The sequence below is a fragment of the Yersinia bercovieri ATCC 43970 genome (assembly GCF_013282745.1).
GTDB lineage: Bacteria > Pseudomonadota > Gammaproteobacteria > Enterobacterales > Enterobacteriaceae > Yersinia > Yersinia bercovieri.
Map to the genome: position 1 here is coordinate 1,976,124 of NZ_CP054044.1, position 12,375 is coordinate 1,988,498.

The window sequence follows — 12,375 nt, forward strand, 5'->3', positions numbered from 1 at the left end:
GATAGGGTGCAATAAAGATCACTGTTATGGTGTGGAAATGAAGATCGATGATGCAGTAGAGACTTTAGCTCATTTTTTCAACGATTTTATTGGCGCTTGGATTCCTGGTTTGGTAATGGCTGCAGGTTTTATTGTCATGCACATGGGGGATGAGGTGTTCTTAAGCATCATAGGGGCAATGGATAAAAGCGCAATTGTATGGTTTCTTGCAGCTATATTTTTTGCACTAGGCCATTTAATTTCTGCATTTTACCAAATAATTTTAAAAGACATCCTTAAGTGGTTGAAAATTTCTAAAGGTTTTGATGAGAGTCAAGCTCAGAAGCAGCAGTCTTATAAGACTTTCTTAGAAATAGTCAACAAATGGCATGCATATAATGAGACTGATAGTTGGGGCTATCATGATTTAAGAAATGTCGCGTTATCTATTTCTCAAGAGGCCTCTGCTCTGGGACGGCGTTTTATGTTCATATCTTTATTGTGTAGTGGTGTTGGAACTGTATTAACAATATTCATTATCGATTTTTCAATATGCTTATTTTTCCTCCCTGAGTTATTACATCATTATCGAGTGGCTCCTCATTGGTTAGTTCAATTAGTCATTTTATGTGTAAGCGCATGCTGTTTGTTTAAACAATCTGATTTTTTTTATAAAAGAGCAATGACTATGCCATTCTCAGTCGCAATAACAGAAATGAAATTAAAAGAGTTTAAAAAAGATGAAATTAAATAATCAAAAAAAAGTTATATATTTAGCGGGGGGGTTCAAATCTCAGTGGCAACTGATTGCTTATGAAGTTCTAAATGATTTTGTATTAAAGGATCCAAGTCAACATCATATTGATGATCCTGTTCAATATACTCAATGGGACCTGAATGCTATAGAACATTCAGATATTTTATTAGCTAATATGGAGTCAAGTAATCCTGGAGGGTATGCACTTGCTTTGGAAGTCGGATACGCGAAAGCTCTTGGAAAACAGATCATTCTTGTCGATCAAATTGAAAATGACATGATAAAAAAATATTTTGAAATGGTTCGACAATGTAGTGACCATGTTTTTGACAGTCTTGATGATGCTCTTAATTATATATTGGAATGTAACTAATATATTTTTTTTGGTATTTAACCATTTCTCAATGGTAGGTGGATATGGTGATCATTTAAAAAAACATGCTTAATTGAAATGCTTGATATATTAGAAAGATGCTGTGCTTGATAAATATATTGTCAATAATCATCGGTATGATATCAAGTTAGGGGTAATATATTGTAAGGGTAATTTACCCACTCAGTGATTTATTGGTGTTATTACTAGTGATGTATCTGCCCTACGCGAAATCAGACTGTAGTGATATCCAGCACTATTTTTCTTGGGTCTCAGTAGCTCTGAGTTTCAAACATAGCTCTATTGATCATACAGGGTTGTGTTGAGGTTTCTAGGATGCGGGTTCTAACTATCTGCTTATCCTGAACCTCTTTCCAATAAAGTCCCAAAAAATTACGAGCTTCCATCAGCGCATACCGGTACAAAAATACCTTTATTTTTTTGTTTTGCTCAAGTTTCCCCAGTAGGATGATTTCCGCGATCACGTCGATATAACTCATAGCCCTGACATCGAAATAATAGCTCCGGCGCGTGATATAGGCTGTATTGCTGATGTAGATATAATCCTTCGCACCCGACACATAGAAGCGGCCATTACTCACCGCGAGGTGCACCGTCCGGAGAATATCTTTGTGGCTTTTACCTTGCTGGAAGCACAGAGAATTCTGCCTAATATACGAAGACCGAATTATCTGCAGCCAGAGATAGTGCGGTCATTCGTGCCGGATAACGCAGTGCCGTATCCAGTCATGACCTGACAGGGTTTGCCCGAGGGTTGTTTTCGGTGTACGGCATTTCGATTATAACCTGCATCAGAATGCCACGCGTTGAAGATCATCACATCGGCTTGTGCAGCAGTGGCAGTCCGCCACCGCTTATCAATAAAGCCGTCAGCTATATCATCGTCAGCATTCAGAAATATCACCCACTCTCCACGATGAATAGCTAGTGCCGCATTCCGTGCTGCGTAGACCCCCAGATTATCCTGCTCAAGAAGAATAACCCTTTCGTCCTGGATTTATCGGCAAATACTGTCGGTGTCGTCGGTGGAGCCATCGTTAACAATGATAAGTTCAATAGCAACGTGTGTGTCCAGGAGGATTTTGCTGACCAGGCGACCAATAGTCGCTGCAGCGTTGTACGCAGGGATAATGGCGCTGACATCAATTTTAGTCTTCATGCTAAGTCACGACTTTCCTTCGTTGCCGTCTTTCTGAGGCCTGACCGGAAACACTCTTCTTTCCCTTATTTCCTGATTCATCTCATACAGGCATTCGTCGCAGTATTCTTTATCCAGTGCGAACCACCGCTCAAGCAGGTTTCTTTTCTTATTGCATCGTGCACAGTTATTCATGTTTCAGCACTTAGCGACCTCATGTCTCTGGTATTCCTGGAAAATGGGCGCAGCAAACCCCGGCTGTGTAAACAACCGTAATCCAAAGGCTTTTTCTGCCATCAATGAAGACCAAGGATAACCAGCGAGGCCACATGAAAGACAATCGTTTTGATAGATCAATTTCTGAAGATTGATCGTTATTGCCGATCAATATGAAGCAGGAAATCATTGCTAACTGGCTGGTTCAGCCCAGGTTTCAGAACAGCGAAGGGATAGTGACTGAGCTAGGGGGATGTCGAGGGAACCGGCCCCCTGTCAGCGCTACATGCACCCTTACCAGGGATAGAATCGATACAGCGCCACCAGCATCGCGATATTCACTATCACACTGATGATGAACCAGGTTTTAAACGGCTGCTTTTGCGTTTTATGCCGGAAGATTTGCTGACTGAGCATGGCTCCGGGCCACCCACCGATAAAACCAAATGTCAGTAAGGTGGGCTCCGGTACTCTGCGCCAGGCTTTGCGGGCCGCCATTTTATCCACGCCATAAATTACTAGCGTCAACACGTTAACGAACAGGAACCACATCACAAGAGGATGAAGCAAAAATGAGCAGCCGATAGCAACTAAGGCCAGAAGTAAATAACAGAAGCGATTGAGGTTCATACGATAGCAACAGCATTAATCAATCAGAATGGAAGGGAACTATATCCGATTCTGACGGGGGCTGTAATCTTAACGTTTTCCAAACGGCCATTTACAAGCAAAAGTACTGCTTTAGCGGTTGTTGTTACCGTAGAGTAACCTCGGGTTTGACGCTCAGGGCAACTTGATGGTCATCGCTCAAACTGCTTTCCGTCGTATACAGGAGTTGTTGGCATTGGGGGCATGTTTTTGTTCCAGAATAATTATGCTGGCATAGCACACAGAAGTAAGCTCTGTGTGGCAGAGAACTCAATGGCACATGTTGGGCCATGATAGTCCTGCGCAGGGTACTTAAGGTATCAGTAGTTTGTGACGATGTTGATGCCATTTTTGCTCGGTATTTACAGTTTATATCGGGGTTAAAATCGGGATGCTCCTGGTCATGAATGAATAGACGCCCTGCAAAATGGGAATGCCGCAATTGCAGCGGGTTATGGCAAGAGGGGCAGTAATAGTGCTCTGTTATGGAACCTGGAGAGAGGTGTGTGCTATTAACCTGATGGCCCTGTTTCGTCAGGGCCGCTCTGATGTGTTGATACATGATTGCATCAGCACCCCCATCTTTCTGATAAAAATCGTTTTGTCTGCCGTTATCCGGTTTCTGAACGGCACAGTTGCATCAACGCAGAGTATTTGCGTCGGTGAAAAATGTCGGATACCGACCTGAGTACTTATCCAGCTCAGGCTGGCACCCGGCGCTTCGGTATCATGAGGCAAAGTGAAGCATTTCTAGACGGGCAACTGGTTGTAATAGCTGAGCTTCTAGCTGTTGATCACCAGATCAGTTTGCATTACATCTTTAGCGGGTCCACGGCTTTCAGGAATGCTGGGTTAAATGTTAGCCCCTGAGCATTAATGCTATCCGGCACCCAATGGCTGCCTTCTTTGTGCAGCACGCCATTCAACCGGGTTTGCAGAAAACAGGCGTTACGGCCACTGTCGCTGTTGAGGTAACGTGCCAATAACAGGGGTGACACTTCACTGCTGGTATATTTTAAGGGATAGCGTCCGCCGAAAGTACTGTTCCAGTCATAGACGATAGATGCCTGTCACTGGGCATTCAGGCTCTGAGCGGCAGGGGTTAATACCTGTTGCCACGCCTGTTCCATCGGTTGGAAAAATACAATTTGCCCAAATCCACTCCACTCCTGACCGAGGCTGGCGGCAACCAGGCTGCCGTAATCACGGGTTTCGGTCAGATCGACCGCTTTGCCCTGAAATACCGGTTAGTTTTATACCCAATGGTCAATAGGCTATTAAAGTATCTGCCATCTCGTTCTGCAGCAGCGTAAGTGGAACTATTTTAAAAATGCTTAGAGTATTGTTAGTTCAAAAAGGTCATCTATTTCTGCCAGTCAAGTGACGAATGTGACTATCTTCTACTAGGGATTATGTTTTATGCTGTCCGAACATGCTGCTGTAATCCAGAATGACGAAGGTGGAAAGAAATATGAATTTATCTCCTGAAATTTATAACGCCAGCCAAGTAAGTCGTCCAGGGCTACAGTGCCCCCCCACTGAAAAACAATTACACAAAAAACAATTACCCCCCTATCCGGTACACCACTTTCCGCCCGTACTCCAAGATGTTATTCAGGCATTACATGGCAACACCAAAATTCCAATCGAAATGATTGGTAATGTTGTACTGGCAGCAACATCATTGACCTGCCAGTCATTGATTGAAGTAATACAACCCCATACGAATATGCCGGAACCCTGTTCACTTTATCTCATGACCATCGCAGAATCGGGGGAAGGGAAAACAACAATTAATAAACAGGTCATGAAACCCTGTTACGCATTCGCGTCAGAACTCATACTGCAATATGAACAGCAATTAGTAGATTATAAACACAAATTTAAACTCTGGAAAATTCGACAACAGGCACTCGAAAGTAATCTCAGGCAGGCTATTAAAAAAGGTTATCAAGGAAAGGAGGAAGAGAAGGACATCAGTCAGCATGCAGTGAATGAACCACAACGCCCGGCACGCCCTACTTTCATTTATGAAGACACCTCACTAAAGGCCCTCATTGAAGGACTCAATGAATACCCTGAAGCCGGATTTATCTCCGATGAAGCGATCACCTTTTTTAAAAGTTATCTGAAAAATAATCCCGGTCTACTGAATAAAACCTGGGATGGTGAGGTGTTTGACTTTCGTCGGGCTGATGGTGAAATTTATAGAATAACACCCCGCCTGACATTTTCATTAATGTCCCAGCCCAGTGTATTTATGGACTACTTGAATAAACATGAAGGTCAGGCGAGATCTAGCGGATTCATGTCCCGTTTTCTTTTTGCCTGGGGTGACAGCACAATTGGCTCCCGCGGAAACACGCAAGAATATATAGCGATAGAGCATGAATTGAATCTTTTCCATGATAGGATTAGTGAACTTCTGAAATTGAGTAAAATCGCGCTGAGCGATACCGCCGTCCAAAAGAAAAAATTAAAATTGATGGATGATGCTCTAGAAATTTGGAAAGACAACCGCTTAAAAATAGAAATAAAAATGGCTATCGGACACGAATGGGAACATATTCGTGATATTGCATCGAAAGCGAGTTCGAATACCCTAAGAATAGCAGCGTTGTTCCAGTTTTTTTATAATGGCAGTTCAGAGGACATTCCACCAAGCATGGTTAGCTGTGCAATTAAGATAATGGACTGGTACCTTAATCAGGCAAGTGTTTTATTTTACCCCGGGTCAGAACGCTGCCAGTTTGAACAGGATGTCTGCGAATTACACGCATGGATTATGAACAGAATCAAAAAAAATAATGGATTCGCCATTCCGATGAATGAGCTAGAAAAGTATGGTCCTCACCGACTGAGACGTCTGGAAAAACTCACTCCCGTGCTGAATCAGCTAATTAGCCAGGGGTACTTCGGCGTTATTAAAATGTTTTCACATAATGCCCTTTACGTTACTATCTTTAATCAAAATGGTCGCTATAACCTGCCTTTAAACTCCGAATCCCAGGCTCAATGTCATATTATTCGGTCACGAGATAATACGAAAGGAAGGCCGTACCAGGTTAATATATCCTGAGTCACGGAGTGTGTGCTAATCTACTCAGGTTATCATCAATGCCCGATAAATCGAAAGCAACCAACCTTCAAGTGAAGGTTGGTTTGTCGTGCTTTTCAGTTGCCCTAATAGGGCAAAAAACACTCATTTCATATAGCAACAGCCATGAATAATTGTCTTTCATTGCTACAGTAGCAATGATCTACGTTTTTTTCAGTAAGACATGATTAAAACTGTTCATTAAGCGAACAATAGTGGTGCTATAGAATGTCCACCTTATTGAGATTTAGAACTATTCCCAGTTATAAAATCTTCGTTTTCGGCGCAGGGAGTTACGTTTTTGAAATAAAAAATGACTGGATTGTAGATATTATACAACCATTAAGGACGGGAATCTGCAATACGGCGTTTAACCCATGCTTCTATTTCACTTTGTAGCCACCGTGAACTACGACCTAATTTAATGGGTTTTGGAAACTGACCATCCTGTATTAATTTGTAGAACCATTTGTCACTGCAACCCGTAAACTCAGTGATGAATGCCATATCCACCATTTTATCGTTAAGCAGACCTGGGGCAGTATTTTCGTTTGTCATGACGATTTCTCTCTGTCTTATAGTGAATGAAAGACAGGAGCACCAGGATGAATGTATTACCGTTATCCCTGTACTCCGTCATAACATTCCTTTCGCCAGTAGAAAAATACTTTTTATTTAATCAGTACTGACTGCAACCAAAATTACGCTGACCATCGGTATTGTTCTTGCTTTTCAATTTAGCCATATAGCTAGTACGATAGATAAGTGCTTTGTATGCTTCACTGTTATCGCCTTCTTTTGCCTTCAGGTAATAACACGGTCTTTCAGGGATATGGAGAAGTTGTCTGTAACCAGGGTAGGTGAGCCCTAGTGCACTCATCCATGCCTGATGTATAAGGCTCACCAATATTCCTTTATCCTCGTGAAATGAGCCTAATCGGTTAAAGGTTCCTTTATTTAGCAGAAGCAGCACATGGTAGTGTCGTTTACCTGTTGTTGGACAGAACTCTCTCACCCAAACGTAATGTAATGATGTATAGCGGACTCTTTTTCCTTGTTTAAGTTTATTACGGCGATAGTATTTTATTTTCCCTTTCAGGGATGCCATAAAACGTGAGATAACAGATGCATCCGTTTTGGCGAAATTAGTTTCATCAAGCATGTCATTGTTTGAGTTAATCACTGGGATATGAAGATCTAATCTTATCCCTATGATTTGTGAATGCTTCAGTAGTGATTGATTTATCGTTTGTTTAATTCTGGCGAGATGACGCTCGTTCAATTTCCCATAAGATGTGATATATTTTAACATGTTTACCCCTGAGGTTTTTCCTTGCTGGCATTTAACGCTTCAGCCAATTGTGAATGACTATAGAGTCATGCCTATAGTATTTATTTACTCGTGGTTATTAAACTCAGAAAACTCAATATATAACGCCTGCCGTTATTGATAACGCCACATGTATTACTCTACCTCTAAAGATAAATCGTTATTGCATAGTATCCTGCATAAGTTTCATCAGTGAGTATTTTTGAATGTAAATTTATCATGTACTTAATGTGTGTTATTTAAGGATAAGGTTAGTCTGTGTGAACCAATTTTATTTAACTATGCTTATTGTTTATCTATCTACTATTAGATATCACTGTAATATTAAATACCACTACTACCCAACATTACTATAGTATTACTTCGATACTACTAAAATATTAAATAACAGTATTAAATAACAGTATTAAATAACACATAGACAAACCGCCACAAAAAACCATTAAAACCCCTTTTTGCAATAGAAGAAGGAAGTATCACATTAAAGGGAAAATAAGCATAAAATCACTCTGGAGTTATGTTATCTAGTACTTGTATTTTATCTGTGCTATTTTGCTCATAATGAATATGTTTTCTTGCTTGAGATACACAGAGTTCATCCGCCATAATAATACTCTCACTCATATCGTTATTAAGCGTTCTGTGCGCCTATATGTGATGTGGCCTCTGCCTGACTGGTTAGATATTCGCCTCTATTCTGTTTAAAAATTCAATTCAAAAAAAATTAAGACCTATATTATCTCCATAAGAACGGCAGCAGGTTTTGCTACCGTTTTGTTATTTCAACTCACGGAGGTTAATGTGCCAGATAAAACCGAACAAGGCCTCTCTGCCTTGACACCACCACTCTCCCTTCTCCCTGACAACCTCTCCCGTGCCATTCTCAAACATATACATCAGTGCATTCATTACGAACCCACGATTGGCATTATGGGTAAAAGCGGTGTGGGTAAATCCAGCCTCTGCAATACCTTATTCAATCCGCCTCCCGCCAAGGTCAGCGCCATTAAAGGGTGTACCCGCCGTGTACAAACGTATCAATTAGCTCTTGCGCCGCATGCGTTGCTCATCGTGGACTTTCCGGGAATAGGTGAAACACCCGAACTTGACCGCCTTTATACGCGGTTATATCAACACTGGCTGGGTCAACTGGACTTGATTATCTGGGTGCTTAAAGCTGATGACCGGGCATGGAACGATGACATTCGTTGCTATCGGCAATTGATTTCGCAGGGAGCAGACCCCGTGCGCTTTCTTTTCGTCCTCAATCAGGCTGATAAAATTGAACCCTGCCGGGAATGGGACCTCGTCACTCACCAACCTTCTTTACGTCAGCAACAGCACTTGCAGGTAAAAATAGCGCAGGTCAATGCGCTGTTTTCACCCCGACATCCTGTTCTGGCCGTATCGGCGTCGGAGGGGTTCAATATGCTCCTCTGGGCCGAAACCTTCATTCGTGCTTTGCCGGATAACGCCAGCAGTGCAGTCACACGCCAACTGGAGTCGGGTTATCGTACGGAGAACGTGATCAACACGGCGCGCGACAACTTTGCCCGTGGCGTGGGCGATATTTTCGATGATGCGCTCTCTGCAATGCAAACCACCGGTGCGCTGGTGCGTCAGCTTAAACGGCTTCGCCACCGACTGCTTTCGGTTGTTCACGCTGTCTGGCATTTCCTGTTCTGATTTCTCACGGCCAACGGTTTATTCGTTCGATCTGTTTCGCCGATCGAACACCTATTTATGATAGCCATGGGCTATCAATAATTGATTTTATCATCAATAAACCAATAGGTTTCAACGATCGGTTTTAGCTTATTGATCTTAATTAACGATTATCTCTCTTTCCCACATCTCGCTACGATCCCCTTTCCAGAACGGTCGTCACCCCTTAATTTCTGTCTACTTATTGATGAATACAGGAGTATTCCCATGATGCAACGCGGTTTCCCTTATCTGGCCTTTATGCTGCACGATACGAGGTCCCCATGCTAAAACCTTATCCTCTGTCCAAACAGGACAGCTATGCCTGGGCCCTGGCCATTGTTCCTCCACTACTCTGGGCACCCTTCGCCATTTTCTTTCCTAAAGAGATTGCCCTTGGCTTTTATCTGGTTCTCTCCCTGGTCTGGACCCTTCTTGACCGGTTAAGCCTGATGAAACAAGAAAAAGTACCGCCTTCGTTTTGGTATTTTCTGCTACCCATGGTTTATCTGCGGCAACGTGACGAACGTCAGGGGAAACCCTGGCGTTTGTTGCAGGTATGGCTGATATGTACTGTTTTGTCGGTGATAGCCGGTGAGCAATTTAAAAAGCAGTCGGGTACAGAACAACTTGCGCAGAGCGCTTGTTCTATTGTTACCCAGCTCATGAAACAGGAAGGTATTGATGAACGCTGTATTCGCGTGACGGACTTAAAGGAAGAGGTCAGCGGGCGTTTTTATCGGGCACAGGCCCTGATGAGCACCGGTAATAAAGAGCCGATGACGATTGAAGTCAGGGGTAGGGATATTTATGTCGTGTTACCTGAGTGGGAGGAATGAAAATGCAAGGTCAATTTAAAAGTCTCGTCCGCGTTTTTTTCTTAAGCACTGGGCTGTTGTTGTCATGTGTACATGCAGTACAGGCTGACAATTCGCGCTGTGCAAAACCTGTTTTTTATGCCAAAACGCTCAACCATAACAAAGAAGTCGCTATCTGCGTGGATACCCCTTACGTGTCTTACTCTTTTGGTAAGACCGGCTCCCCACATAAAGAGATGGATATCACTGTTCCGGCGGCCAACACCACTTACGCATACCAGAAAAATCAGGTTATCAGTATCCAGGAATTCACTGTGCGAAACGGAGAAACCCGCTATCAGGTATCCGCTGGAACAAACGATAGCGGTGAGCCCGTCGCGTCACTCTACGTTTATAAAGGTGCGCCGGAAACCGGAAAACTGCTGGCAGAGATAAAACTCGATACCCATACGGTTGTGAATAACATTAGCCACGCACTGGCAGATGACGGTATTGCTGAATCAGACAGCCTTTAATCGCCCACAAAAGGAGTGAGCAAGTGAACGATAACTGAATAGCGATATCACGATGCTTATTCACCACTGACTTTACTCTTTATACATCGTCACCCTACTGGCCCTCAGTCTATTTAGACTGGGGGCCTTTTATTTGGAGAAAACACTGATGACCCGTTTAGCGTCCCGTTTTGGTCGAGTGAACTCTGTTCGCCGCGACCGTCCCCTGACCCATGATGAACTGGCCTACTATGTACCTAGCGTGTTTGGCGAAGACAAACATGCCTCCCGCAGTTCGCGGTATACCTATATTCCTACTATTACGTTACTGGATAAGTTGCGTGAAGAAGGGTTTGTGCCGTTCTTTGCCTGCCAGACCCGAGTACGAGATTTGGATAAACGTGAGCACACCAAGCATATGGTGCGACTGCGCCGAACGGGACAAATTACGCAGAGAGAAGTGCAGGAGATTATTTTGCTCAACAGTCACGATGGCTCCAGCAGCTATCAAATGCTGCCGGGGATGTTCCGTGAAATTTGCAGCAACGGCCTGGTTTGTGGTCAGAGTTTTGGCGAAATTCGTGTACCGCATAAAGGGGATGTAGTAGAAAAGGTGATTGAAGGAGCCTACGACGTGCTGGGGATATTTGACCAGATAGAGGAAAGTCGTGAAAGCATGCAGGCATTAACGCTATCAGCGGAGCACCAGTATGCATTGGCCCATGCTGCATTGACCTACCGTTACGGCGAGGAGCACCATCCGGTCACGGAGTCCCAAATCCTGATGCCCCGTCGCTGGGAAGATAAAAAAGATGACCTCTGGACAACATTTCAGCGTGTGCAGGAGAATCTGACCAAAGGCGGATTATCGGGCAAGAGCTCCAGTGGAAAACGTGCCCGAACCCGTGCTATCAGTGGTATTGATGGTGATATCAAACTCAATCGGGCGCTGTGGGTCATGGCTGAACAGCTTAAGCAGGCAGTGGCGTGACCCAGCCTCACAGCTTCGGTGACGATCGATTTCAACGATCGGTTTCGCGTTATTGATCTGCACAACCCATTATCTTTTCTCTTTACCCATCGATAAAATTGATAGGGTTACCTGTCAGCAAAAGGTTTTTAAAACAGCGGTCAGGCACAGGCGTTATGCCAATATTCAGGGAAAACCACCGCCCGTTATCCCCCACGATAACGGGTTTTTAATCTAAGAGATGATGCCTCTCCCGTGTTCTGCCTTCACTCACGACTTTAAATATTAAATCACATTCTTAATCCATTCCATAAACAGGCTCCCCGGTTTCCTCGGAGGAGCCTGTTTTGCTATTAACCGATGATGACACAAGGACTTTTCTCATGAACCAACACTGCAATACCGAAACAAACGAACTCACCGCCACCCGGGTTTCTGATGCGCAACGCATCCATTTCTGGCCAAAATGCTTTGGTCAGGTGCCCAAATGGGCGTTGATTGAACCACGGATTTTTCGTTGGCTGGACCGGTTGTGTGCTGACTATCAGGGAGATTTTTGGGACTTCTACACCTTGCCTAACGGTGGGGTATTTATGGTGCCGGGCACGGAGCAAGACTATGTGTTGTTTAACGCACTCAATGGCAACGGGGCCACCGTCAGTCGTGAAGCTGCGGGTATCACCGCCTGCCTGATGGCCTACAGCCATTATGCCTACAGCACCGAGAGCGAGACCATGACCGAACACTTCTACTGGCTACGGGAATACGCACTGCACCACCCCGAAAGCCGCGCCATTTTCGCCCTGATTGACTGAACACCAAGGACAACA

General features: G+C 43.8%; 13 protein-coding genes and 2 pseudogenes. 8 read left to right on the forward strand and 7 right to left on the reverse strand.

The genetic code is table 11. From position 1 onward, the window contains the following. Window positions 1-37 precede the first annotated feature (37 nt). Both HRK25_RS08880 and HRK25_RS08885 read left to right on the forward strand, forming a co-directional pair. A complete protein-coding gene (locus HRK25_RS08880; RefSeq protein ID WP_032898307.1) occupies window positions 38-733 on the forward strand; it encodes a hypothetical protein in 696 nt (231 codons plus the stop codon). Next, window positions 720-1,109 carry a nucleoside 2-deoxyribosyltransferase domain-containing protein gene (locus tag HRK25_RS08885; RefSeq protein WP_032898306.1) on the forward strand — a complete coding sequence of 130 codons (390 nt, stop codon included), beginning with the start codon at window positions 720-722 and terminating at the stop codon, window positions 1,107-1,109. The genes HRK25_RS08880 and HRK25_RS08885 overlap by 14 nt, the downstream gene beginning before the upstream one ends. A 272-nt stretch (window positions 1,110-1,381) precedes the next feature. Here HRK25_RS08885 and HRK25_RS20180 read toward each other — a convergent pair whose 3' ends face one another. The 5 genes and pseudogenes from HRK25_RS20180 to HRK25_RS08905 all read right to left on the reverse strand — a co-directional run. Continuing rightward, entirely contained in the window at window positions 1,382-1,711 is a 330-nt protein-coding gene (locus HRK25_RS20180) for a hypothetical protein (RefSeq protein WP_244262466.1), read from the reverse strand. Window positions 1,712-1,797: 86 nt separating this feature from the next. Further along, window positions 1,798-2,289 (reverse strand): annotated as a pseudogene (locus tag HRK25_RS20185) (glycosyltransferase family 2 protein). Window positions 2,290-2,778: 489 nt separating this feature from the next. Continuing rightward, on the reverse strand, window positions 2,779-3,114 hold the full coding sequence (locus HRK25_RS08895) for a DUF1294 domain-containing protein (RefSeq protein WP_032898304.1): 336 nt from the start codon (window positions 3,112-3,114) through the stop codon (window positions 2,779-2,781). 124 nt (window positions 3,115-3,238) lie between these two features. Beyond that, window positions 3,239-3,694 carry a putative zinc ribbon protein gene (locus tag HRK25_RS20440; protein WP_152411969.1) on the reverse strand — a complete coding sequence of 152 codons (456 nt, stop codon included), beginning with the start codon at window positions 3,692-3,694 and terminating at the stop codon, window positions 3,239-3,241. A 101-nt stretch (window positions 3,695-3,795) separates the two neighbouring features. Further along, a pseudogene (locus HRK25_RS08905) lies at window positions 3,796-4,376 on the reverse strand (ImcF-related family protein); the annotation flags it as partial. Between the two features lie 227 nt (window positions 4,377-4,603). On the opposite strand from HRK25_RS08905, the gene HRK25_RS08910 reads away from it, so the two are divergent. Beyond that, complete coding sequence (locus HRK25_RS08910) at window positions 4,604-6,211, forward strand: YfjI family protein (RefSeq protein WP_152411968.1); 1,608 nt, start codon at window positions 4,604-4,606, stop codon at window positions 6,209-6,211. Between the two features lie 360 nt (window positions 6,212-6,571). Here the strand turns inward: HRK25_RS08910 and HRK25_RS08915 are convergent, their stop codons facing one another. After that, window positions 6,572-6,787 carry a helix-turn-helix transcriptional regulator gene (locus HRK25_RS08915; protein WP_032898303.1) on the reverse strand — a complete coding sequence of 72 codons (216 nt, stop codon included), beginning with the start codon at window positions 6,785-6,787 and terminating at the stop codon, window positions 6,572-6,574. 121 nt (window positions 6,788-6,908) lie between these two features. After that, entirely contained in the window at window positions 6,909-7,541 is a 633-nt protein-coding gene (locus tag HRK25_RS08920; RefSeq protein ID WP_032898302.1) for an inovirus Gp2 family protein, read from the reverse strand. 819 nt (window positions 7,542-8,360) lie between these two features. Here HRK25_RS08920 and HRK25_RS08925 point away from each other — a divergent pair. From HRK25_RS08925 to HRK25_RS08945, 5 genes are all read left to right on the forward strand, one after another. Next, complete coding sequence (locus HRK25_RS08925; RefSeq protein ID WP_152411967.1) at window positions 8,361-9,245, forward strand: GTPase family protein; 885 nt, start codon at window positions 8,361-8,363, stop codon at window positions 9,243-9,245. 302 nt (window positions 9,246-9,547) lie between these two features. Continuing rightward, window positions 9,548-10,102, forward strand: a complete 555-nt coding sequence (locus HRK25_RS08930; RefSeq protein ID WP_005276442.1) for a hypothetical protein — start codon at window positions 9,548-9,550, stop codon at window positions 10,100-10,102. A 2-nt stretch (window positions 10,103-10,104) separates the two neighbouring features. Further along, window positions 10,105-10,596: a hypothetical protein gene (locus tag HRK25_RS08935; protein ID WP_244262465.1), complete on the forward strand. Its 492-nt coding sequence runs from the start codon at window positions 10,105-10,107 to the stop codon at window positions 10,594-10,596. 148 nt (window positions 10,597-10,744) lie between these two features. After that, complete coding sequence (locus HRK25_RS08940) at window positions 10,745-11,566, forward strand: DUF932 domain-containing protein (protein ID WP_032898300.1); 822 nt, start codon at window positions 10,745-10,747, stop codon at window positions 11,564-11,566. 362 nt (window positions 11,567-11,928) lie between these two features. Next, window positions 11,929-12,360 (forward strand): antirestriction protein, encoded by a 432-nt coding sequence (locus HRK25_RS08945; RefSeq protein WP_005276437.1) that lies wholly within the window; start codon window positions 11,929-11,931, stop codon window positions 12,358-12,360. Window positions 12,361-12,375: the final 15 nt, after the last annotated feature.

Bases quoted from the DNA above. Each gene is read 5' to 3' on its own strand.
- HRK25_RS08880 (WP_032898307.1), top strand. From the start codon at position 38: ATGAAGATCGATGATGCAGTAGAGACTTTAGCTCATTTTTTCAACGAT.
- HRK25_RS08885 (WP_032898306.1), top strand. From the start codon at position 720: ATGAAATTAAATAATCAAAAAAAAGTTATATATTTAGCGGGGGGGTTC.
- HRK25_RS08895 (WP_032898304.1), bottom strand. From the start codon at position 3,114: ATGAACCTCAATCGCTTCTGTTATTTACTTCTGGCCTTAGTTGCTATC.
- HRK25_RS20440 (WP_152411969.1), bottom strand. From the start codon at position 3,694: ATGTATCAACACATCAGAGCGGCCCTGACGAAACAGGGCCATCAGGTT.
- HRK25_RS08910 (WP_152411968.1), top strand. From the start codon at position 4,604: ATGAATTTATCTCCTGAAATTTATAACGCCAGCCAAGTAAGTCGTCCA.
- HRK25_RS08915 (WP_032898303.1), bottom strand. From the start codon at position 6,787: ATGACAAACGAAAATACTGCCCCAGGTCTGCTTAACGATAAAATGGTG.
- HRK25_RS08920 (WP_032898302.1), bottom strand. From the start codon at position 7,541: ATGTTAAAATATATCACATCTTATGGGAAATTGAACGAGCGTCATCTC.
- HRK25_RS08930 (WP_005276442.1), top strand. From the start codon at position 9,548: ATGCTAAAACCTTATCCTCTGTCCAAACAGGACAGCTATGCCTGGGCC.
- HRK25_RS08935 (WP_244262465.1), top strand. From the start codon at position 10,105: ATGCAAGGTCAATTTAAAAGTCTCGTCCGCGTTTTTTTCTTAAGCACT.
- HRK25_RS08940 (WP_032898300.1), top strand. From the start codon at position 10,745: ATGACCCGTTTAGCGTCCCGTTTTGGTCGAGTGAACTCTGTTCGCCGC.
- HRK25_RS08945 (WP_005276437.1), top strand. From the start codon at position 11,929: ATGAACCAACACTGCAATACCGAAACAAACGAACTCACCGCCACCCGG.